13 protein-coding genes are annotated in these 22,544 nt (G+C 53.9%); 9 read left to right on the forward strand and 4 right to left on the reverse strand.

Features of this window, described 5'->3' with window-relative positions:
• Window positions 1-15: 15 nt before the first annotated feature.
• From ACRRUX_RS10825 to ACRRUX_RS10840, 4 genes are read right to left on the reverse strand one after another with little or no spacing between them, the layout of a single operon-like run.
• Window positions 16-1,218, reverse strand: a complete 1,203-nt coding sequence (locus ACRRUX_RS10825) for an AGE family epimerase/isomerase (protein WP_432530088.1) — start codon at window positions 1,216-1,218, stop codon at window positions 16-18.
• Window positions 1,215-2,213 (reverse strand): carbohydrate kinase family protein, encoded by a 999-nt coding sequence (locus ACRRUX_RS10830; protein ID WP_432530090.1) that lies wholly within the window; start codon window positions 2,211-2,213, stop codon window positions 1,215-1,217. Before ACRRUX_RS10830 ends, ACRRUX_RS10825 begins: the two co-directional genes overlap by 4 nt.
• Window position 2,214: 1 nt before the next feature.
• Window positions 2,215-3,456, reverse strand: a complete 1,242-nt coding sequence (locus ACRRUX_RS10835) for a sugar MFS transporter (protein ID WP_432530092.1) — start codon at window positions 3,454-3,456, stop codon at window positions 2,215-2,217.
• A 25-nt stretch (window positions 3,457-3,481) separates the two neighbouring features.
• On the reverse strand, window positions 3,482-5,839 hold the full coding sequence (locus ACRRUX_RS10840) for a GH92 family glycosyl hydrolase (RefSeq protein WP_432530094.1): 2,358 nt from the start codon (window positions 5,837-5,839) through the stop codon (window positions 3,482-3,484).
• Window positions 5,840-6,099: 260 nt separating this feature from the next.
• On the opposite strand from ACRRUX_RS10840, the gene ACRRUX_RS10845 reads away from it, so the two are divergent.
• The 9 genes from ACRRUX_RS10845 to ACRRUX_RS10885 all read left to right on the forward strand — a co-directional run bounded on the left by ACRRUX_RS10845 (window position 6,100) and on the right by ACRRUX_RS10885 (window position 22,527).
• Window positions 6,100-7,107 (forward strand): LacI family DNA-binding transcriptional regulator, encoded by a 1,008-nt coding sequence (locus tag ACRRUX_RS10845; RefSeq protein ID WP_432530096.1) that lies wholly within the window; start codon window positions 6,100-6,102, stop codon window positions 7,105-7,107.
• A 261-nt stretch (window positions 7,108-7,368) separates the two neighbouring features.
• Complete coding sequence (locus tag ACRRUX_RS10850) at window positions 7,369-10,332, forward strand: TonB-dependent receptor (RefSeq protein WP_432530098.1); 2,964 nt, start codon at window positions 7,369-7,371, stop codon at window positions 10,330-10,332.
• Window positions 10,333-10,393: 61 nt separating this feature from the next.
• The gene (locus ACRRUX_RS10855) at window positions 10,394-13,141 is read left to right on the forward strand and encodes a discoidin domain-containing protein (protein WP_432530100.1); all 2,748 of its coding nucleotides are present in this window, start codon (window positions 10,394-10,396) and stop codon (window positions 13,139-13,141) included.
• 56 nt (window positions 13,142-13,197) lie between these two features.
• Window positions 13,198-14,151 (forward strand): BadF/BadG/BcrA/BcrD ATPase family protein, encoded by a 954-nt coding sequence (locus ACRRUX_RS10860; RefSeq protein WP_432530102.1) that lies wholly within the window; start codon window positions 13,198-13,200, stop codon window positions 14,149-14,151.
• Window positions 14,152-14,222: 71 nt separating this feature from the next.
• Window positions 14,223-15,137 (forward strand): N(4)-(beta-N-acetylglucosaminyl)-L-asparaginase, encoded by a 915-nt coding sequence (locus ACRRUX_RS10865; RefSeq protein WP_432530223.1) that lies wholly within the window; start codon window positions 14,223-14,225, stop codon window positions 15,135-15,137.
• Window positions 15,134-15,916: a copper homeostasis protein CutC gene (locus ACRRUX_RS10870; protein ID WP_432530104.1), complete on the forward strand. Its 783-nt coding sequence runs from the start codon at window positions 15,134-15,136 to the stop codon at window positions 15,914-15,916. The genes ACRRUX_RS10865 and ACRRUX_RS10870 overlap by 4 nt, the downstream gene beginning before the upstream one ends.
• Before the next feature lie 5 nt (window positions 15,917-15,921).
• Window positions 15,922-18,489 (forward strand): beta-mannosidase, encoded by a 2,568-nt coding sequence (locus ACRRUX_RS10875; RefSeq protein WP_432530106.1) that lies wholly within the window; start codon window positions 15,922-15,924, stop codon window positions 18,487-18,489.
• Complete coding sequence (locus ACRRUX_RS10880; RefSeq protein ID WP_432530108.1) at window positions 18,486-20,273, forward strand: sodium:solute symporter family protein; 1,788 nt, start codon at window positions 18,486-18,488, stop codon at window positions 20,271-20,273. Before ACRRUX_RS10875 ends, ACRRUX_RS10880 begins: the two co-directional genes overlap by 4 nt.
• A 13-nt stretch (window positions 20,274-20,286) precedes the next feature.
• A complete protein-coding gene (locus ACRRUX_RS10885; RefSeq protein WP_432530110.1) occupies window positions 20,287-22,527 on the forward strand; it encodes a GH92 family glycosyl hydrolase in 2,241 nt (746 codons plus the stop codon).
• Window positions 22,528-22,544: the final 17 nt, after the last annotated feature.

A 22,544-nucleotide genomic window follows, 5' to 3' on the forward strand; every position in this document is an offset into this window, starting at 1 on the left:
CAAGTGCCGGCAACTTCATGCCTGTTCGCTCTGAGTGGTTTGCAGGCGCTCAAGGCTGTGCAGCACTTCAAAGCAGGCACCCAGAGTATGGTAGTCACACTTGGCACCGGCAGCACTTTTCTCGTTGGAGAATTTGGTATTGTTGCGCAGCAGCAACCGGTACCAGGCACCGTAAGTGTGGTCGACCATATAGTCCCAGCTGTATCGCCACAGCTTGGTATATCGCTCCAGCCAAACCGGTTCATCAGTGACTTCATACAGCAGCGCCGCAGCCGCCAGACTTTCGGCCTGTACCCAGAAGTACTTCTCATCATCACACCAAGCACCGTCAGGAGAAAATCCGTAGACAAGGCCTTTGAACTCATCGTCCCAGGCGTGTTTCCAGGCGGCGTGGAACAATGCCTGTGCCCGCTCAACCAGCCAGGGTTCGGGAGCGTGACGATTCAGCTGCAATAACAGCTTGCTCCATTCAGTCTGATGCCCGGGCTGAAATCCCCAGGGACGATACAGGTTTCTGGGATCCTCTTTGTTGTATTCCCAATCGATATCGAAGGTATCTGTATAGTGTTCCCAAATCAGGCCGTTGGTCAGATTCGCTTGTCTGACTGCAATATTGCTGGCCAGCGTCCGTGCTCTGTCCAGAAAATGTGCTTTGCCGGTTGCCTCATAGGCGGCAATCATGGCTTCACACAGGTGCATATTGGCATTCTGGCCGCGGTAGGGGCTGAGCACGCCATCCGGGCTGAGTTCATCGGCGTACAAGCCATACTCAGGCTGCCAGAATCTTTCTTCCAGTAATTCCCACACCTGTTGCAGTTTGACATCAGAGCGGATGATGCCGGCTTTCAGTACCGAGGCGTAAGCCAGCAGCACAAACGCGTAGCCGTATGCCTGCTGGGTCATGTCCAGCGGCTGGTGATTTTCTAGGGTCCAGGCATAGGTTCTGGTGCTTTCCTGCCAGTGAACCTGCTCCAGGTAGTCCAGTCCGTGTCTGGCGATATCCAGATAGGACTGGCGGTCAAACACCATGCCAGCCAGGGCATAGTTGACTATGATGCGGGTACTGCTGACCAATTGTTTGAATGAGCGATTGAACAGAGTGCCATCATCCAGATAGTTCTGGAAGTAACCGCCTGATTTATCTACTACTTTATCTGTGTAGAAGTTGAGGATCTGCTGACAGTGAGAGAGCAGGAACTCCTTGTTGTAAAAATTCATTTGTCACTCCTCAAAGCATTCAGGGTGGCAGCGGCATCAGAGCCTGACAGGGTTTGCTTGATCTCATTGAGTGTTGCCAGTGCCGGAAACGCGCCGGGGCGGGTGACCGCCAGCGCGCCGCAATGACAGGCAAAGGTCAGCAATTCGGTCAGTTTCTCCTGCAACGCCGCCTCAGGGGAATACTCAGCCGCCAGCGCAAACAGCAAGCCACCAATAAACCCATCGCCACCCGCGGTGGTGTCGACACTGGTCACCTTCGGAGGATAGATGATGCCGCAGGCCTTTGGGGTAAAGTACTCAAGCTCTTTACCGCCGTCGGTGATCATCAGCAGGCGGCAGTTGTGCTCAAAACACTGTTCAATAAACTGTTTGGGGTTGTCGCCTGCCAGAAAATCAAACTCCTCTCTGGCGAACTTGAGCAGATTGGCGCTGAGCACAAACTCATTCACTCTGCTGATATCCGCTTTGCCCGCGGGCCAGAGGTTATGCCGCAGGTTGACATCAAAACTGATCAGGCAACCTTGTTGTTTGGCCTGCGCAACAAATTCTCTGGTGCTGGCAGCGATCTCAGTGGTGGTGAGGGTATTGCTGCAAAAGTGCACCACAGGTTGATTGATAAACCAGCGGGGAGAGACCTGCTCAGGGGTGAGCACCATATCGGCACTCTGATCCCGATAGAAGGCGAAGCTGCGCTCGCCATCAGCATCCAGAGTGACAAAGGCCAGCGCGGTTTTTGCTGTGGGATGGCACAATAAATCCCGGGTATCCACCCCATAATGCGCCAGTGCGCCGGTCAGGAAATGACCGAAACTGTCATCCCCCACCTGACCGGCAAACCTGGCTTTGCCGCCCAATTTGGCAATGGCCACCGCAGCATTGGCGGGGGCTCCCCCCGGATACTGACGGAACTCATTCAGGGTCAAGCCATCCTGTCCGGTCTTGCCGGTATTGAGGAAATCGATCAGGGCTTCACCAAAACACAGTACTTCTTTCATGTTACCTGGACTCCGGAGCCTGGCCTTTGTTACAGCCTGACAGTGCGTACCAACCAATATAGAGGTAACACACTATCGGCACGAGAAAACTGAGTTGCACGCCAACCACATCGGCCACCACGCCCTGCAACAAAGGCAAAATGGCGCCCCCGACGATCGCCTGGCAAAGCAGGCCTGAGCCGCGACTGGTTAATGTACCAAGCCCGCGGATTGCCAGGGTAAATATCGTCGGGAACATAATTGAATTAAAAAAACCCACCGCGATCACGCTCCACATCGCTACATTGCCACTGCTGGAAATGGTGGTGATAAGCAGCATGATGGCAAACAGCGCATTGCCGGCCAACACATAGCGGGGAGAAACAAAGCGGGTGAGGGCAGCGCCGACAAACCGGCCTATCATGGCGCTGCCCCAGTAATAAGAGACCAGCTGACTGGCTTGATGCTCTGTCAATCCACCGAGATCCGCCGTGGCGAAATAGTTCACCAGAAAACTGCCCACGGACACCTCGGCGCCAACGTAAACAAAGATCCCCAAAGCGCCAAAGAGTAATCCCTTATGGTGCCAGATGCTGTCGTGAACTTGCTTTTGCTCATCATCTGAGCTCTGGATCACCGGCAGCTTGAGGAAGGCAAACCCCAGAGCCGTCAGCGCCACAAATCCGGCCAGCAGCAGGTAAGGGAGTTGCACCGCCTTGGCATCGATATTCTCTGTTGGTACTGCACTGAAGATAAGTGCGGCACCAAACAGCGGCGCCAGAGTATGTCCCATGGAGTTAATCGCCTGAGCCAGATTCAGGCGGCTGGCGGCCGTGCGTTCCGGGCCCAGTATGGCAACATAGGGATTGGCCGATACCTGCAGAATGGTGATGCCGGACGCCAGCACAAACAGTCCCACCAGGAAAATCCCGTAGATCTCCACTTCCGCGGCGGGATAAAAGATCAGGCAGCCGACGGCGATAGTGCCCAGACCTGTCAGTATGCCTTTGATATAACCTATCTTTTCGATCAGCTTGCCGGCAAAGGGCGAGATGATGAAATACGCGCCAAAGAAGCAGAACTGCACCAGCATCGCCTGGGTATAGTTGAGCTCAAATGACGCCTTTAAATGCGGAATGAGAATGTCATTCAGCGCAGTGATAAAACCCCAGATAAAGAAGAGTGTGGTCATCGCCGCGAATGCCAGTTGACTGGCGGAGCCTTTGACCTGAGTTGTTGGAGTTCCTGTTTGTATCATAGCCATGGTCGGTGTCTCTTGATTGTTATTCTCAGTGAGTGCCGGCAGACGGTTCGTCAGGGGACACGCTGGACAGTGAGTAAGGCAGATCCTGTGTCAGAGTGCCTCTGTGTTTGTTGGGCGTTTCGGCCATAGTGAAAGTCAGCTTTCCCCCTTTCATCAGCTCGGTGTGAGATAACCAGTTGTGGCCATACTCTTTACCATTGAACGACAGCGACTCAATGTAAGGGGTTTGGGATGAATTGCCCTTGGCGGAAATGGTCAGTGTCTTATCGCCCGGCAGCGTCAGCGTTGCCTTGTCAAACAGCGGCGAGCCGATGACATACTGATCCGTTCCCGGTGTTACAGGGTAGAAGCCCAGTGCGCTGAACACGTACCAGGCGGAAGTCTGGCCGTTGTCTTCATCACCGCAATAGCCATCGGGAGTGGGGGCATAGAGTTTATCCATTACCTCCCGCAGTCGCTGCTGCGCCTTCCAGGGCTGACCTGCGTGGTTATACAGATAAATCATGTGCTGCATTGGCTGATTGCCGTGGGCATAGTTGCCCATGTTGACGATCTGCATCTCCCGGATCTCATGAATGGTGAAGCCGTAGTAGGAATCGTCAAACAGCGGTGGCATTTCGAATACCTGATCCAGCTTATCTGCAAATTTCTGCTGGCCACCCATCAGGTCTATCAGACCCTGAGTATCGTGGAAGACTGACCAGGTGTAGTGCAGTGCATTGCCTTCGGTAAAGGCATCGCCCCATTTCAGCGGATTGAATGGTGTCTGAAAACTGCCGTCCCGGTTCTTACCCCGCATCCAGCCAGTTTGTGGATCAAACAGCTTTTTGTAGTTGAGGGAGCGTTGATAGAAGCGCTTTGCATCATCCTGTTTGCCCAGAGCGCTGGCCAACTGATAGAGGTTGAAATCGGCAAAGGCATACTCCAGCGTGCGGGCGGCATTTTCATGGATACCCACATCATAAGGAACATAGCCCAGCGTGTTGTAATAGCTGACACCTTCCCGCCCGACTGAGGTCATTGGCCTGCCTTCATTCACCTCTGCGTTTTTCAGCACGGCTTCATACAGAGTCTCAATATGTTGCTGCCCTACGCCTTTGAGATAAGCATCGGCAATATTGATGGCGGAATTGGAGCCTATCATCACATTTCTGTGGCCGGGACTGGCCCACTCCGGCAACCAGCCAGATTCCAAATAGGTGTTTGCCAGGCCCTCCATCACTTTTTCATTCAGCTCGGGATACATGAGGTTAAAGAAGGGGAACACCGCACGGAAGGTGTCCCAGAAGCCATTGTCGGTAAACATATAGCCAGGCAGGATCTTGCCGTTATAGGGGCTGTAATGTATTACCTTGCCCTGGGCGTCATATTCATAAAAACTGCGGGGAAACAGCAGTACCCGATACAGCGCCGAATAGAACGTACGTTTGGCATCCAGATTGTCATCTTCAATTTGAATTCGCCCCAACTCCTGCTGCCAGCGGGCAGTGGCTTTTGCCCGGGTCTGCTCAAAACTGTCATCTGCCAGTTCCCGCTCAAGATTGAGCTGGGCCTGAGCCGGGCTGATAAAAGAAGAGGCGACCTTTATCCCTATCTGCTCACCTCTGCCGGTGGTAAAGCGCACTATGGCGCCTGTGTGTTTGCCCTCTTGCTCAATGGCATCCTGTGCCAGTTGCCAATCATCTGACCAGGTGTGGACTTGCTCAAAATCTTTATCAAATTCAAGCACGAAGTAGTTGTGGAAATTGTCCGGCACGCCACCATGATTATTGCGGGCATAACCGATGATCCGGCGCTGCTGTGGCAACACTTTGACCATGGAGCCCTTGTCGAAGGCATCAAGCACTATGTAAGCGGCGTCAGTTTGGGGGAAGGTAAACCTGAATTGTGCTGCGCGCTCTGTGGCAGTGACTTCGGCAGTCACGTCATAATCGGCCAGGTAGACACTGTAGTGATCGGGTTTGGCAACCTCGGTTTTATGGGAAAACCAGGAGGCGCGGGCATCTTCCTGAAGTTGCAGCGCGCCGGTAACGGCCATCAGCGAGAATGCACCATAGTCATTGAGCCAGGGACTAGGCTGATGGGTTTGTTTGATGCCACGGATCTTGTTGTCGTCATATTTGTACGCCCAGCCATCCCCCATTGGCGCGGTCATGGGGGTCCAGAAGTTCATGCCCCAGGGCAAGGCAACCGCCGGATAGGTGTTGCCGTTGGATAGCTCAAATGTTGAGTCAGTTCCCATCAATGTATTGACCAATGACAGGGGCGTATCAACCTTAACTGACGGTGCAGCGTTGCTGCAGACAGCGCCGGAAAACAGCCAAATCGCACCAGTTAAGGCGTTCTTTATCAGAGGCTTATTGGATATGACCGGGTTCAACATGACATTCCTTATGTGTCGTTTTTACGTTGGATATGTTGCGCAATTATTAAAAGTAACCGATTACATTTTGTGATACCAGCTATATTTACAATTTGCAAACAAGTCATGCTTGTGTAATATCGCCCATGGATTGATGAAACCCCCGTCACAACTGGATTTTGAGGGGGTATATTTTTTAGGGTTGCAATTTCCCGCAGCATCAGGAAAATTCGTCAACTTAAATGGATGTAACGTTTTCATAATGTGGAGGAGGTTGCTAAGTGCCTAATATTAAACAGGTAAGTCAGTATGCTGGCGTGTCTACGGCAACAGTATCCAGAACACTCAAGAATCCCGAGGTTGTCAGCCCCAAGACCCGGGAGAAGGTCCTCAATGCGGTAAAGGCTGTGGGGTATCGCCCCAACTGGCTGGCCGCCAGTGTCAAAAGTGGGCGTTCCAACTCAATCGTGGTGTTGGTTCCCAACCTCGTTAACCCGTTTTTTATGAGGATAGTTGAGGGCATCGAAAAAACGGCGCAGGAACACGGGTATTCAGTGTTGCTGGGCGATACCCAGGGCAATGCGGAACTGGAACATCAATATGCTTCAATGGTGCTCAGCAACCGTGCCGATGGGCTAATTCAGCTGGATCACTCCTATCCATTTTCCGAGCTGGATGCTGAACTGGGGACGGATGTTGCCATGGTCAGTGTGTGTGAAAGGATCAAGGGAAATCATGGTTTCCCCTGTATAGAACTGGACAATCACGGTGCCTGCAGGGCGCTGACCCATCATTTGATTAACTATGGTCACAGGCGGTTTGGGGTGATAGCCGGACAGATAGACAGTCAGATCCACCGTGACCGACTGGCTGGTATCAAAAGCGTCCTGGATGAGGAAGGTATCCTCTTCACTGACGAGATGCTGGTGGGGTCAAGCTACAGTATTGAAAACGGTATCACCGGTGCCCAGCAATTGATGACGGTCGCTCAGCCTCCAACCGCGATTGTCTGCTTTAATGATGATATTGCCATCGGTGCAATTCATGCCCTGAAGTCAATGGGAAAGCGGGTTCCAGAGGATGTTTCTGTTGTGGGGTTTGATAATATTCCGGTCACGCCCTACATGGATCCACCGCTGACGACAGTGGATCAGCCCGCCTTTGAGATGGGTAAAAAGGCGATGGAGATGTTACATCAAATGATGAGCAACAAGCCTCTCAGTCGTCGCAGAGAGTTGCTTCCTTTCCGTTTGCTGGAGCGCTCCAGCTCCGGACCATCGCCACAATAATTTGATTTATAAGTAGTAAATAGCCCTGCCATGAAGCAGGGCTTTTTATTTTTACATGAATGTTAAAAAAAAGTTGACTCCGTTAAATTTGGTTCTTTATCATCCAAGTGCTGATGTAAACGATTACAGTTTGTTTGCAGGAAGCCGAAACCAATCGTGGATACTAAGCTATCTCATTGTTGATTCTGTGTTTTGGGCCTTGCAGACGCGTATCCGTTGTTGCGACTGGATAACTCGAACCAAGAGAACGGAGAAAAGCAAATGGCGATCTGGCACCAACAAAAGCGGAAGACTTCGCGGTGCGCCCTGGTAAAAAGCACGCTTTGCCTAGCCATTCTGGCGGCTATGGGCAATGTTTATGCTGAAGAAACCAAGGCCGATGACACCAAGGCCGCAGAAACACAGAAGAAAAACGATAAAGATATGGAAGTCATTGAGGTGCGCGGCATTCGCGCCAGTATGGCGCAAAACCTCAATATCAAGAGAATGTCCAATGCAGTGGTGGATGCCATTACTGCGGAGGATATCGGTAAGTTTCCCGATAAAAACGTCGCCGACTCCCTGCAACGGGTGCCCGGGGTCATTATTCAGCGTGACGGCGGCGAAGGCGCTACTGTCAGTATTCGTGGTCTGTCGTCTGATCTGACCTTCACCCAGCTTAACGGCAACTTTATCGCCTCCAGCCCGGGAGATCCTTCCCGCTCATTCGACTATTCACTGTTACCTTCATCCATGATTTCCATGGTGGAAGTGTTCAAATCCCCAGAAGCACGTCTCGATGAAGGCGGGGTAGGTGGTACTGTAATATTACATACCCGCACTCCCTTTGAGATGGAGGCCAACTCGGGGCTGGTGAATGTGGAATACACCTATGCGGACGTTACTGACAAGTATGAGCCTCAGTTTGCCGTTGTGTACTCCTGGAAGAACGACGATGAGGATATTGGTCTGCTGGTGGGGTACACCCGGCAGCACAGAACCAACCGGACCCTTTCCGGTGGCACCAGTGCCAATATCTGGCGCTGGAATGGCGCAAAGGATAATCCTGCAGTTGATGTCAATGGTAACCCGGTAGATAACAATAATGGCTGGGGCAAGATCACTGACGCCAAAGGCCAGCAATATGAAGGTATCTGGTTCCCACAGGTCGTGCGTACCGCCGTGGTAAAAGAGCAGCGTGAGCGCGACGGCATTCAGGTTACCGGTCAATGGCGTCCAGCCGATGATTGGGAAGTCACCGCCAACTATTTCCATTTCAACCTGGGCCAGGACAGAACCCTGTCCGCCGTGGATATGCCGGAATGGCTGTTGTCTCCCGACTTTTTGACCAATATTCACCTTGATCCCAGCGGCACCATTGCCACTGGCATGGACTACAGCGCCGGTGCCAGCGGTGCGCCGGCAGATATGCAGTTCCCCTGGATCCGCGGGACGTATGTGCGCGAAGAATCTTCCTCGGATACCTACGACTTTAAGGTGAACTATGTCGGCGATAATTTTTCAGCCCGTTTGATTGCCGGTCACACTGCATCAGAGGGGGGGCCGTCAGAAAGCTGGGAAGCTGCCTATAAGAGTTCCAACTGGGGTGAGGAGCGGGATGGTATCTCCAATGCCGCTCAATATGCCGGCTGGTCTCTGGGCCCTGACAGGGTTTCCATGTATATGGATCCCAACATCCTGAACAATCTGCTGGCCGGCGCCGGTGGTGGCCGTGATCCCGGTTCTTCCAACTCAAGCTTTGTGCGCAGCACGCTGGAAGAAACCTATGCCCAGTTGGATGTTGATTTTGATGTCGAATGGGGATTGTTTGACAAGATTGCTGTCGGTGCCAAGTACCGTAACGCCAAGCTGCACAGGGAAACCGGCAATAACTTCTTTATTTCACCGGATCTGGATGTCGAAGCCAGGCTGGCTGCCGGCAAGGACATCACCCGCTTTGACAGCTACCAGTGGAACGGTGGTATGCCACTGGCGATGGATATTCTCAACACCTCGGGAGAGAGCAATATTGCCGGCGGTTTCGATATCAACCTGATGCCCACCATCAACTGGGAAAAGTATCGCAACCTTATCCTGCAAAACTACGTGCCTTATACCCGTATTGAGGACAACTTTGTCTATGACATAGAAGAAACCATCAGTGCCATGTATCTGCAGGGGGATTTCAGCTTCAGTGATTTCCGTGGCAACGTCGGCGTTCGTGTGGTTCGCACTGAAACCATCAGCTCATCCACTGATCTTTATACCTTCTTTCTGGATCATACCGATGATGTCACCGGAAAGCCGGTTCAGGGCGATGACCGCTTTGTTGAAAACTATGATCTGATCTCCCGCGAAAATACCGATACCCATGTGTTGCCAAGTTTTAACCTGGCCTGGGATGTCACCGACAATTTGGTGGTTCGCACTGCTCTGGCAGAGGTGATCTCCCGTCCCGGCTACAATGCCATGGGCAGTCAGGAACGCATCTCCTGGGTGTCTGAAGAGTGGGCGGATGATCGTAAGGAATTCAACGTCCTGCCAGGATTCAGTGGCAGCGGGGGGAACAAAGAGCTGAAGCCTTTTGAGTCACTGCAGGCAGATCTGTCCATCGAATACTATTACGGCGATGGCTCGGCGATAGGGGCAGCGCTCTTCTACAAGAAGGTGGATAACTTCGTGGTGCCTTTGGTGATTGATTCTACCCGCTATTATCCGGGGATGCCGGGCATTATTGAACCGGGAGAGATTACTGTCAGTCCGTACAGCACGTCCGGAAACGGCACCAATGCCAAATCCCAGGGCTGGGAAGTGTTTATGCAGCACTCTTTCGACAATGGTATTGGTTTCTACGCCAACTACACCCGCAACGATACCAATCAGGCCGGTATCAGTGTCAATGGCGAAGAGGTGGCTGCATCACCCTTGGTGGGCAGTGCCGATTATCAATACAACCTTTCTGTTTACTACGAAAACGATGACTTCAGTGTCCGCGGCTCCTACAACAAACGTGGGGAAGTGGTGCAGGGCATCAACAGTGGTTTAAACGTCTATCAGGACCCCTACGATCAGCTGGATGTGAATGCTTCTTACAATATTACTGAAGCGCTCACCCTGACCGGCTCGGTGATCAACCTGACTGAATCCGAACAGACTTCCCGGGTGGGTAATGACACAGATGCCAGATTGCTGAATACCAGCTATTCGGGCCGTCGTTTCTACATGGGCATCAGTTACCAGTTCTGATTATTGCAATCTGCTGGCTGAGTTCATCAGCCGGCAGTTAAGACACAGAAAGGATTTTATTATGAAAAGGCTGATAAAAACTCCAATAGCTCTGGCCACAATGATCACGGCCACAGGATTGGTGGGATGTGGCGGCGGAGATGATCCGGACCCACAACATGTTCCTCAAATTGAAAACTCCAGTGTGGAACTGCAGGGCAGCGTGATTAAAGGCACCATGGAGAATGCTGTGCTGACAGTACTTCCCCTGAATGCATCAAAGGTGACCCTGACTGCGGGCGGCAGAACCGATGCGAAAGGACAGGCGCTGGTGGCGCTGGCATCCGACACAGGTTTTGCTTTTAAAGGCATTCACAAACTGGTCGCCACGGCAGATAAAGACACCGCAATGGTGTGCGATGCCTCAGTATGTGGCAGCGCCTCTCTTGGGCAGCTGACTCCGGGTGACGAGCTGGCCGGTGTGAGTCTGTCGTCACTGGTGTGGGTCGAAGCGACGCTGGGGACCCCGGCAGGTGGCGAGGTGGAGGCTGAGTTTCAGGTGAATGCCCTGACCACCCTGGCGACAGCATTGATCGAAGATGCCATGGCAGCGGGGAAAAATATTTCCGGCAAGTCGACCTTTGAGCCTGCGCAGGAGGAGTATTCCACTCTGGTGCTGCGTCTGCTCGGGATTGATGCCAAAGCCAATCTGTTTGCCAGACCTCTGGTCAGCGCGGAAGCGGTTGCCAACTTTGACGGTGTGGATGAGCTGACCCGCAATCTTTCTTTGATTAATGGCATGTTCGCCGGGTTTGCCAAGGACTCTACCCTGGCTGACTCCTTCTCTCAGTGGCAGAGCCTGGCGCGTCTGGCGGCCAATGGGGATGCTGATGCGCTGGCCGATTTACGTCAGCGTCTGCTTAACCGTCTGGCTTTGAGTGAAGTGCTGAGCGCGCTGCAGCTGACCGCTGAAGATATTATCGATAGTAAATTGCCGCTGATTGTGGAAGAGAGCGCCGCCGGCGCTGTGGTTGAGTACACCACGGCTGACCGGATTGCTGATGCCACCATTACCTTTCGTAAGGCGATCAGCGATGGTGAGAGTGGCATCAAAGCCTTTGATGGTGACAGCAGCACCAAGTGGCTGGATAACGAAAGTGTGCCATCTGAAGCGGAGCCCTCCTGGATCCGGATTGATTTTGCCCAGGCTTATCCCGTCAGCATAGTGTCGCTGACCAGTGCCAACGATGCTCCGGACAGAGATCCTGAGAACTTCAATCTGGAAGCCTCCAATGACGGCGGCAACAGCTGGATTCGGTTGGGGGAGTGGGTCGGTGCGTCGTTTGATAACCGCTTTGAAACTCAGGACTTCCGCCTGAACAATTCGCTGGCTTACTCCAGTTACCGCGTCAACATCACCAAAAACAAAGGTGACAGCAGTCTGATGCAGGTGGCCGAGATTGAACTGACAGGCCCTGTGTATGCCGATGTCCTGCACGGGGTGGAGCCGGCCAATGTCACGGTCCGAGCCGCCATCAGTGATGGTGAAGCCGGTGCCAAGGCGTTTGATGGCTCAGCCGAAACCAAATGGCTGGATAATGCCGGCGCGCCGAGCGATACCGAGCCTGCCTGGGCGCAGGTGAGTTTTGCACAGGGAGTGACGGTCAGCGCTCTGGCACTGACCAGCGCCAATGATGCTGACAGTCGAGATCCGGAGAACTTCAACCTGCAGGCCTCCAATGATGGTGAGTTTTGGGTCACGCTGGGACAGTGGGCCGGTGAAGCCTTCGACAGTCGCTTTCAGCGTAAGGTTTATCCATTGACGGCCGGAGCGGCATACAAGCAGTTCCGTTTCAATATCACCAAAAACAAAGGCAATGACGGCTTGATGCAGATCGCTGAAATAGAGCTGATAGGTCCGCAGCAGGCGTTTGCCAACCACGGTTTGGGCGCCAGTTACCTCGCCCGTGGTGCCATCAGTGACGGCGAGGCCGGCTCCAAGGCCTTTGACGATAGCCATGAAACCAAGTGGCTGGATAACACAGGTGTGCCGTCTGGCGACGAGCCATCCTGGGTCACAGTCTCCCTGACTGAGCCGCAGGCGGTATCAACGCTGGCGCTCATCAGTGCCAATGATGCACAGGACAGAGACCCGGAAAACTTTAATCTGCAAGCCTCCAATGACGGTGAGCAGTGGGTGACCCTGGGTAGCTGGAATGGGGTGGTATTCAACGGCAGATTTGAGTATCAGAGTTTCGGTTTGTCCAACACCCTGGCGTTTTCTCACTATCGATTCAACATCACCAAAGACAAAGGTGACAGCAGCCTGATGCAGGTGGCCGAAATTGCGCTGATAGGTCCGGGTTATGCCTCGATTGACCAGACCAACGGAGGCCAGGACGTGACGGTCACTGCCAGGGCGCAAATCAGTGACGGAGAAGCCGGTCCCAAAGCCTTTGACGATGATGTTTCGACCAAGTGGCTGGATAACGGCGGCGTGCCATCAGACAGTGAGCCGTCCTGGGTGATGGTCAGCTTCCCGGCCGCTAAAGTGGTGAACTCGCTGGCAATCACCAGTGCCAATGATGCGCCTGAGCGGGATCCTGAAAACTTCAGGCTGATGGGATCCAACTCAGAGGGCGATGACAAGAGCTGGACTCAGGTGGGTAGCTGGGTTGGTGAGGTGTTCGATAGCCGCTTTGAGCGCAAGGAGTTTACCTCTGCCAACGGTCGGGCATTCAAGTACTACCGGGCTGAGATCACCAAGAACAAAGGTGATTCCGGCCTGATGCAGATCGCCGAGATAGAACTCATCGGCCCTGAGCTGTAAACCCGGAACGGATGGTCGTTTTGGCGACCATCCGACTTCCTGAACAGGAGAAAGCGATGAATGGTGTCGCTGTGAAGGGCAAAGCTCTGCCGTTAGCCGATGACCGACAGGGCTTGCTCTTTCTGGGGATCGATGGCGGCGGCAGTCGATGCCGGGCGTTGTTGAAGAGTGCTGATGGGGAGATATTGGGCGAAGGCGAGGGCAAATGCGCAAATCCGGTCATTGACTATGTTGCCACCATCGCATCCATCACCTCTGCTGCCCGGCAGGCATTGGCTCACGCCGGACTGGGTTACTCCCATATCAGTCGTTTGGTGGTTGGCGCCGGGCTGGCTGGGCTGCACTTACCCTCAGCAAGGCTGCAGATGAGTCAATGGCACCACCCTTTTTACCGTCTTTATCTGGATACTGATCTGGAGGTCGCCAATCTGGGAGCCCACGATGGCGAAGATGGCGGCTTGATTATATTGGGGACCGGCTTTGCCGCGCTGGCCAAGGCTGAGGGCAGACGAATCCCCATTGGTGGCTATGGTTTTCCGGTCAATGCCACTGGCTCCGGTTCCTGGTTGGGGCTTGAAGCTGTTAAAGCCGTCCTGCTGGCGGCAGACGGACTGGGGCCGGCCACCAGTTTAACGGCTTGCCTGATGCCTGACGATGACCCATTAAGGCTGGCGACTGAGTTTCAGAATGCCTCTGCCACAAGCTATGCCACGTTGGCGCCCCATGTGCTCACGGCGGCAGAGAAGGGGGATTATGTGGCCGGGCAGTTAGTGCAGGATGCTGCCGAATTTGTCAGTCAGGTGATCCGGCGCATGCGGCATACCGGCGTTAACAAGATTGTCCTGTGCGGCAGTATCAGTCAGTTCGTGTTGCCTTATCTGGCGGATTCAGACACTCAGATATTGACTGCGGCCAGATATTCGCCTCAGGAAGGCGCCATCATGATGGCCATGGCGCAGTTTGACCGGGCGCCGGCGAAGTTAGAGTCGAGCCGCGGAGGTGAGCGATGACAACCAGAAGAGAATTTATCTCCGGCGCGTTGGCCATGGGGGTCACCGGGATATCAGATAGCCTGAACCCGATGCTGAATCCACACAAGGCGGGGACCCCGGCAAAGACAACGCCTGTGGTGGTATCAACCTGGGACCATGGGCTGGCGGCCAACCAGGCGGCCTGGAAAGTGTTGACTGATGGTGGATACAGCCTGGATGCCGTCGAGGCCGGGGTTAGGGTGACAGAAGCCGATCCTGAGGTACGGACAGTTGGTCTGGGCGGCTATCCGGATGCCAGCGGTGAAGTGACCCTGGATGCCTGCATTATGACCGAAGCCATGGACTGTGGCTCAGTGGCGTTTCTCCGGGACATCAAACATCCCATCTCGGTTGCCAGAGCTGTGATGGAACATACACCCCATGTGATGCTGGTGGGCAGTGGCGCCCAGGAATTTGCGCTGTCCCGGGGTTTTTCCAAAGAGAACTTGTTAACGGCGGAATCTTACGCCGACTGGCAACGCTGGCGTGCGCAGGGCGAACGTCCCAAAGACATCAATATCGAAAATCACGACACCATTGGCATGCTGGCGTTGGATAACGCTGGCCGACTGTGCGGCGCCTGCACGACCAGTGGCGCAGCATACAAGTTGCACGGACGGGTGGGGGATTCGCCGATTATCGGTGCTGGCCTGTATGTGGATGGGGCGGTCGGCGGCGCGGTAGCGACCGGCATGGGCGAGCTGATGATGAAAACCCTTGGCTGTTTTCTGGTGGTGGAGCTGATGAGGCAAGGAGCATCGCCCGGGCAGGCCTGTAAAGGCGCTGTGCTCAGAATCGCTGAAAAGCTGGGGGATTATGCCGCCTTTCAAGTGGGGTTTGTGGCGCTGAATTGTCAGGGGGAAAGTGCGGCTTACTGCATTCAACCTGGCTTTAGTTATGCCCGTCAGGACCAGCGGGGTGCGGTGTTGTATCAATCTGAAGCGTTGCTGGGAGAGGCCATATGAGTGGCAGATGGCCCACCCTGGAGATCTGTGTTTCCACCGATGATTTGGACCGCTTACCCCGCAATGTGATGGCCGCTCAATATGGTGGCGCCCGGCGCATAGAGCTGTGCAGTGATATGAAACAGCAGGGGCTCACACCGTGCAAACGGGCCGTGAAACTGGCCAGAGAGTTCTGGGGGCCGACCCGCGGCGTGCTGGCCATGATACGGCCCCGCGGCGGCGATTTTAATTACTCGGACCATGAAGTCAGACAGATGGGCAAAAGCATCCGGGAGCTGGCGCTGGCCGGGGCTGACGGTGTGGTGTTCGGGGTATTGGATGCGCAGCGGCAGCTGGAGATCAAAGCCAATGAATATCTGCTGGATATTGCCGCTGAGCACGGGTTGTCAGTGACTTTCCACCGGGCTTTTGATGCGGTTGCCAATCCGCTGGTGGCCATTGAGTGGCTGAAGTCATCCCAGGTTTCCCGGGTACTCAGCAGCGGTTGTCACTGGCCCGGTGCGAATATGAATGCCGAGGCCCGCTCCAGATTAGTTTGGCTGCTTGAGAGGCTTGACGGGGCACTTGAGCTGGTTATCGGCGGCGGTCTGAAAGAGGCCAATGTCAAAGGTCTGCTTGAGCTGCTGCAGCCCGTCGGCTTGCCCTACTCACTGCACTGTCATTCAGCCGTGTTACGTGAAGGCGCGACTGAATGCAGCCTGGTTTCCAGGTTACACCGAATGACCCTCCTTAATACGGCCGAATCCGGCGTGCAACAACAACCAAGAAGAATAAAGTGAATTTGATGACGAAATTGATAAAGGGTGATGAACACAGGGCGTCTTCGGTCACCGACACCATGATCCAAAGACAATCTTTATGTGGCGAGTGGCTGTTTGCCGAGCAGGATAAGCCCGAGTGGTTACCGGCACGGGTACCGGGGTGTAATTACACCGATCTGATGGCGGCAGGCGTCATTGATGATCCCTTCTATGGCGACAATGAAAACAAGGTTCAATGGGTGTCCGAGAAAGACTGGGTGTATCGCAAAGCCTTTATTGTTGATAACGCCTTGCTTGAAAAACCGGGTATTTATCTGGTTGCTGATGGTCTGGATACCTATTGCGAGATCTTTCTTAATGGTCAGGTGCTGGCCAGTACCCGCAATATGTTTGTTGGCTATCGATTCGACTGCAAAGCGCTGCTGAGGTCGGGGGAAAATGTGCTTGAGCTGGTATTCAAGTCTCCTCTGCGTTCAACCCGTCCTCTTGCACAAGCCGCGGGTTATGTCTATCCGGCAGAAAATGATAAGTCTGCGGATAAGCTCAGCGTTTACTGCCGTAAAGCGCCCTGCCACTTTGGCTGGGATTGGGGGCCTCGTCTGGTCAGCAGCGGGATCTGGCGGGATATCTATCTGGAAGGCTGCGAGCTTGGGCGTATCGAAGATGTGCAATTTATTCAGCATGCGCTCAATCCCGAGCAGGCGCAGTTCGCTTTTAAACTGGCAACCGAGCTGAATGTAGCGCAGGCCGGAGCTGACACCCTGATGCTGCAGTGTTGGGAATGTCCTGAGCTGGATCGGGAAGTCAGTTTTACTGCCGGTGAGGATGCGCAACTGGAATTAACCCTGCAAAATCCGCAGCTGTGGTGGCCAAACGGCGCCGGTGAGGCGTTTATTTACCACTTTGAACTGCGCTGGTACCGCGACAATCGCTTGGTGGACAGTCGCGAGCTGGCCATTGGGCTGCGCACCATAGAGGTGATTAACCGCCCGGATGCTGACGGGGAGAGTTTTCTGTTCAGGGTCAATGGCCGCGACCTGTTTATGAAAGGCGCCAACTATATTCCCGGCGATGCGTTTCCCCACAGGGTCGGTAAAGCTGAGTATCAGGCCGGCTTTGAGGCGGCACTGGATGCCAATATGAACATGCTCAGGGTCTGGGGCGGCGGTATCTACCAGGATGATGAGTTTTATCGTCTGGCGGATGAGCAGGGGATACTCATCTGGCAGGACTTTATGTTCGCCTGCTCCCTGTATCCGGCCGACAGCGAGTTTCTGAGCAATGTCAGCCAGGAGGCGCAATACAATATCAAGCGACTGCGTAATCACCCCTGTATTGCACTTTGGTGTGGTAACAATGAAGTAGAAATGGCGATTGAACACTGGCAGTGGCCGGAAAAGTTCAACTACAGCCCGCAGTTGTACAAGCAGCTGCAAGCAGATTATCTGAAACTCTTCGACCAGTGCCTGCCGGATGCGTTACAGGCGCTGGATCCCGGACGTTTTTATCTGCGCTCCTCGCCCATCGGCTACTGGGAAAATGAGGAGTACAACAAGGCCAACCACCACTACTGGGGGGTGTGGCACGGCGAGCAGGCGTTCAGCGAATATCGGCGCTGCGTGCCAAGATTTATGAGCGAGTTTGGTTTTCAGTCATTTCCGCTGCAGGAATCGGTCAATCAATACACCAGGGCCGAGGATCAGCAACTTGAGTCTCCTGTGATGGTGACTCACCAGAAACATCCCAGAGGCAATCAGCTGATTTTGTCTTACCTTGCCCGTGATTATCCGCCGGCCCGGGATTTCGAATCTCTGTTATATCTCAGTCAGGTGCAACAGGCTGAAGGCTTACGTCAGGGGTTTGAGGCCCACAGAGGCTGCACGCCTTTCTGTATGGGAACCTTATACTGGCAGTTCAATGACACCTGGCCTGCGGCCTCCTGGTCAGGTATTGATTACTTTGGACGATATAAAGCCCTGCATTATCAGGCAAAGCGCAGTTTCGCGCCTGAGTTGGTATTTGCCGAGATGACGGCTGATGAACTGACCATCAAGGCCGTGTCGGATGGGCCGACAGACTTTCAGGGAAGCCTGAATGTCAGTCTGATGAGTTTTGATGGCGAGCCGTTGTGGCAACAGCAGATCAGCGTGAGTTTGCATCCAGGCAGGGCAAAGACCCTGATGACTTTGTCTCCTGCCCAGCTTTGGCCCAAGTTGCAGCCCGAAAGTAATCTGTTGCTGATGACCCTGAGCAGCGATGAGGGCGAGGTTAGGGCGGAAAATCTGTTCTACTTTGTCGCGCCTGCGGAGCAACAGCTTAAACCGGCTAACATCAGGATTGAGCCGGTATTGGCCAAAGACACTCTCATCGTCACGCTGCAAAGCGACACCCTCGCCCGGCAGGTCTATCTCGCCATGCCGACAAGCCTGGGCAACTTCTCCGATAACTTTTTTGACCTGCTGCCGGGCCGAAGTAAAACCGTGACTTTGCCACTGGCAGATGGTGACAGGCAGGCCATGCTTGAAGAAGCGGCGGGGCTTACTTGCATAAGCCTGGTATCGAGCGTGATTTGGCCGGAGGAGGGGGAATGAATCTCAGCACCATAGATATAGTGATCATCTTTGTCTACCTGGTTGGTACCCTGGTGCTGGGCTTGTACATATCCCGATTGGCCAGCCGGGATATGAGCGCTTACTTTCTTGGCGGCAAAACCATCCCCTGGTGGGCGCTGGGGGTGTCGAACGCTTCAGGCATGTTCGACATCACAGGCACCATGTGGCTGGTGTCCATGTGTTTTGTTTACGGCCTGAAAAGCGCCTGGCTACCCTGGATCTGGCCCATCTTCAATCAGGTTTTCCTGATGGTTTACCTGTCTGTATGGCTCAGGCGCTCCAATGTGATGACCGGCGCTCAGTGGCTCAACACCCGATTTGGTACCGGCCGGGATGCTGAACTGTGCCAGTTAGCGGTGGTGATTTTTGCTCTGGTCAGCGCCGTAGGCTTTATTGCCTATGCATTCAAAGGCATTGGCAAATTCGCCGTTATCTTCTTTCCCTGGGAGTTGGCGCCGGATGTGTATGCCCTGATTATCTTCGCGGTAACCACTTTGTATGTGGTTAAGGGCGGCATGTACTCTGTGGTGTTCACCGAGATCCTGCAGTTTGTGATGATGACCATAGCCGCCATCGCCGTTGGTATCATCGCCATGAGTCTGGTTTCGCCTGAGCAACTGGCACAGGCCACTCCTGAAGGCTGGAGCGAGGTGAGTTTTGGCTGGCAGTTGGGGCTGGATTGGTCTGGAGTGATTGATAGCGTCAACGACAAGATCCACGCTGATGGTCTGGAGCTGTTCGGCATCATGGTGATGATGATGCTGTTTAAAGGCGTGCTCTCCAGTATGGCCGGCCCTGTGCCCAACTATGATATGCAGCGCATTTTGGCAGCCAGAACGCCGTCGGAGGCTGCCAAAATGAGCGGTCTGGTGTCTGTGGTGATGTTTTTCCCCAGATATATGATGGTGACCGGGCTGGCGGTGCTGGCACTGGTGTATATGGGGCCGGAAATTCAGGCCAGTGGCGGCGCGTTTGATTTCGAGCAAATCCTGCCCTATGCCATTAACCGCTTTGTGCCGGTCGGCCTCACCGGTTTGCTGATCGCCGGTTTACTGGCGGCCTTTATGTCTACCTTCGCGGCTTCGCTGAATGCCGCGCCCGTCTACTTTGTGAATGATATTTACCGCAAGTATTTCAACCCGGATGCGGCGCCTGAGCGCTATGTCAGGCTGAGTTATCTGGTGTCTTTTGTGCTGGTGTTAATCGGCGTTGGCGTGGGATTTATGCTGGATAGCATTAACAACATCATGCAATGGATCTTTGCGGCGCTGTTTGGCGGCTATGCGGCGGCCAATTTGCTGAAGTGGCACTGGTGGCGCTTTAACGCTTACGGTTATTTCTTCGGCATGCTGTCAGGCCTGCTGGCCTCGCTGCTGTTGCCTCTGCTGTTGCCGGAAACTCACCCGCTGCTGGCCTTTCCTTTGCTGCTGTCTGTCAGCCTCGCAGGCTCTGTAATGGCGGCGTTGGCGACTCCGGCTCAGGAAGAGGCCGTATTGAAAGCCTTCTACCTGCAGGTTCGACCCTGGGGATTCTGGGGGCCGGTAAGAGACAAGGTGCTGGCTGAACACCCTGAGCTGGACAATCCACCCATGGCGCGGGATATGGCCAATATTCTGGTGGGCATTTTCTGGCAGCTGAGCCTGGTGCTGATCCCCATTTATCTGGTTGTGCGCGACTATCAGGGCTTGCTTTGGTCAGTGGCTCTGATGCTTGTGGGCAGTGTGTTTCTCAAGTTTTTCTGGTACGACAAATTGCAGGACTGACAGGATAAAAACAATGAATATAAGGATATCCTTTTCTAAATACCTTACCTCTGCGTGTGTGCTTTTCAGCCTGACAGCCTGCGCCAATGTGGCGGATAACGAACTGGCGAGCGTCAGCAGCCAGGACCCGCTGAAATACGTTGACCCTTTTATCGGCACTGGTGGCCATGGTCACACCTTCCCGGGGCCTTTTGTGCCTTTTGGTATGGTTCAGCTCAGTCCGGACAACCCTTCCAAAGGTTGGGACTGGACCTCGGGTTATCACTATTCAGACAATGTGCTGGTAGGCTTCAGTCACACTCATTTGTCAGGCACAGGTGTGGGCGATCTGCTGGATGTGCTGGTGATGCCGTTTCGCGGTGACTATCTCAAGCGGCAGCGGGATGACAAAGGCCGCATTTTCAGCCACTACAGCCATGACGATGAACAGGCTGCTGCCGGTTATTATCAACTTGGTCTACCCGAAGAATCAGTCAAGGTTGAGCTGACTGCGTCTGAGCGAGTGGGGTTTCACCGTTACCAATTCAGGGGAGATGAAGACGCTCAGCTTTTGGTGGATCTGGGCTACGCGCAAAACTACGACAAACCGGTTTCGACCCTGCTGAAGGTTGAGGATGATTACACCCTCTCCGGCTATCGTCTGTCCACCGGCTGGGCCAAGTATCAGCCTGTCTATTTCACCGCCAGATTCAGTCAGCCTTTTACGCACACGCTTTTTACCCTGAATGAGCATCAGCCGGATCCCACGCCCATGGCGGTTAAAGGTGATCAACTGCTCAGCAGAGAGGGCAAAATTGTCCTGAATTTTGGCGATATCAGCGATAAGCCACTGGAAGTTGCAGTAGGTATCTCCTATGTCAGCATCGATGGTGCCAAAGCCAATCTGGCGGCTGAAAATCCTGGGCATTTTGACCTTGCACGCCACCGCGCTGAGCAGCGCTGGCGTGAACAGCTTGGCAAGTTCGACGTTGAAGACGACAGCAAAGTTAACAAGACCAAGTTTTATACTGCGCTTTATCATGCTTTTACCGCACCCCAAATCTTCCATGATGTGGATGGCCGCTATTTCGGCGCGGATGGCAGCAGTCACGATAATCCCGGCTATGGCAAGTATTCGCTGTTTTCCCTTTGGGATACCTTCAGGGCGCTGCATCCACTGTTAACCATCACAGACCCAGGCCGGGTGGACGATATGGTCAAGTCCATGCTCGGCTTTTATCAGGAAACCGGACTGCTGCCGACCTGGGATCTGATGTCCAACGAGACCGACGTGATGATTGGTTACCATGCGGTGCCTGTGCTGGTGGATGCCTATCTGAAAGGGCTGACTACGGCCGATCCTGAGCTGCTGTTTGAGGCCTGCAAGGCATCCGCCATGCAGGACAGATTCGGTATCGATCTGTTCCGTCAATATGGCTATATCCCTTCCGAGCTCGAAATTGAGGCAGTATCCAAGACGCTGGAATATGCCTATGACGACTGGGCAATTGCTCAGTTGGCCAAAGCCCTGGGTAAACAAAAGGAGTTTGAATACTTCAATCAGCGCAGCCAGGCCTATCGTCAGTTGTTTGATAGAAGTACCGGCTTTATGCGGGGCAAAACCGCGAAAGGCGATTGGGTTGAGCCTTTTAACCCCACCTATGTGGAGCACAGAAATACCGACTACACCGAAGCCAATGCCTGGCAGTACAGTTTTTTTGTGCCCCAGGATGTTCCCGGTTTGATCTCCCTGTTTGGCTCAGAAGCTGACTTTGTGGACAAGCTGGATCAGCTGTTCAGCGTCAGCTCTGAGATGCAGGGGGACGTGTCACCGGATATCTCGGGATTGATTGGCCAGTACGCCCACGGCAACGAGCCTGTGCACCACGTGACCTATCTGTATAGCTACACCCGGGATAAATGGAAGGGGGAGCAGCGTATTCGCGAAATCCGCGACACCATGTATCTGGCGGCACCGGACGGGCTGGCAGGCAATGATGATCTGGGGCAGATGTCGGCCTGGTATGTGTTCAGCGCGCTGGGCTTTTATCCCCTCAACCCGGTTGGTGGCATCTATGTATTGGGGACGCCTCAGTTTAAGCAGGTGACAGTGGCGCTGGACAATGGTCGCAAACTGAAGGTAAAGCGCCAGGGGAGCGCGGATGGCTATGTCAGCCGGGTGCTGTTTAACGGTGAAGTCCGCCAGGTTCCTGAGTTTACGCATGCGGAGCTGGCTGCCGGTGGGGAACTGGTGTTCGAGATGAGCCATAAATAAAAACATAATCAGGGAGA

The organism is Shewanella sp. GXUN23E, from assembly GCF_050865035.1.
Taxonomy (GTDB): domain Bacteria; phylum Pseudomonadota; class Gammaproteobacteria; order Enterobacterales; family Shewanellaceae; genus Shewanella.

What these genes read in the sequence shown, in the direction of transcription:
- ACRRUX_RS10885 (WP_432530110.1), top strand. Translation starts at nt 20,287, where the DNA reads ATGAATATAAGGATATCCTTTTCTAAATACCTTACCTCTGCGTGTGTG.
- ACRRUX_RS10835 (WP_432530092.1), bottom strand. Translation starts at nt 3,456, where the DNA reads ATGGCTATGATACAAACAGGAACTCCAACAACTCAGGTCAAAGGCTCC.
- ACRRUX_RS10865 (WP_432530223.1), top strand. Translation starts at nt 14,223, where the DNA reads ATGCTGAATCCACACAAGGCGGGGACCCCGGCAAAGACAACGCCTGTG.
- ACRRUX_RS10825 (WP_432530088.1), bottom strand. Translation starts at nt 1,218, where the DNA reads ATGAATTTTTACAACAAGGAGTTCCTGCTCTCTCACTGTCAGCAGATC.
- ACRRUX_RS10870 (WP_432530104.1), top strand. Translation starts at nt 15,134, where the DNA reads ATGAGTGGCAGATGGCCCACCCTGGAGATCTGTGTTTCCACCGATGAT.
- ACRRUX_RS10880 (WP_432530108.1), top strand. Translation starts at nt 18,486, where the DNA reads ATGAATCTCAGCACCATAGATATAGTGATCATCTTTGTCTACCTGGTT.
- ACRRUX_RS10860 (WP_432530102.1), top strand. Translation starts at nt 13,198, where the DNA reads ATGAATGGTGTCGCTGTGAAGGGCAAAGCTCTGCCGTTAGCCGATGAC.
- ACRRUX_RS10830 (WP_432530090.1), bottom strand. Translation starts at nt 2,213, where the DNA reads ATGAAAGAAGTACTGTGTTTTGGTGAAGCCCTGATCGATTTCCTCAAT.
- ACRRUX_RS10875 (WP_432530106.1), top strand. Translation starts at nt 15,922, where the DNA reads ATGACGAAATTGATAAAGGGTGATGAACACAGGGCGTCTTCGGTCACC.
- ACRRUX_RS10850 (WP_432530098.1), top strand. Translation starts at nt 7,369, where the DNA reads ATGGCGATCTGGCACCAACAAAAGCGGAAGACTTCGCGGTGCGCCCTG.
- ACRRUX_RS10855 (WP_432530100.1), top strand. Translation starts at nt 10,394, where the DNA reads ATGAAAAGGCTGATAAAAACTCCAATAGCTCTGGCCACAATGATCACG.
- ACRRUX_RS10840 (WP_432530094.1), bottom strand. Translation starts at nt 5,839, where the DNA reads ATGTTGAACCCGGTCATATCCAATAAGCCTCTGATAAAGAACGCCTTA.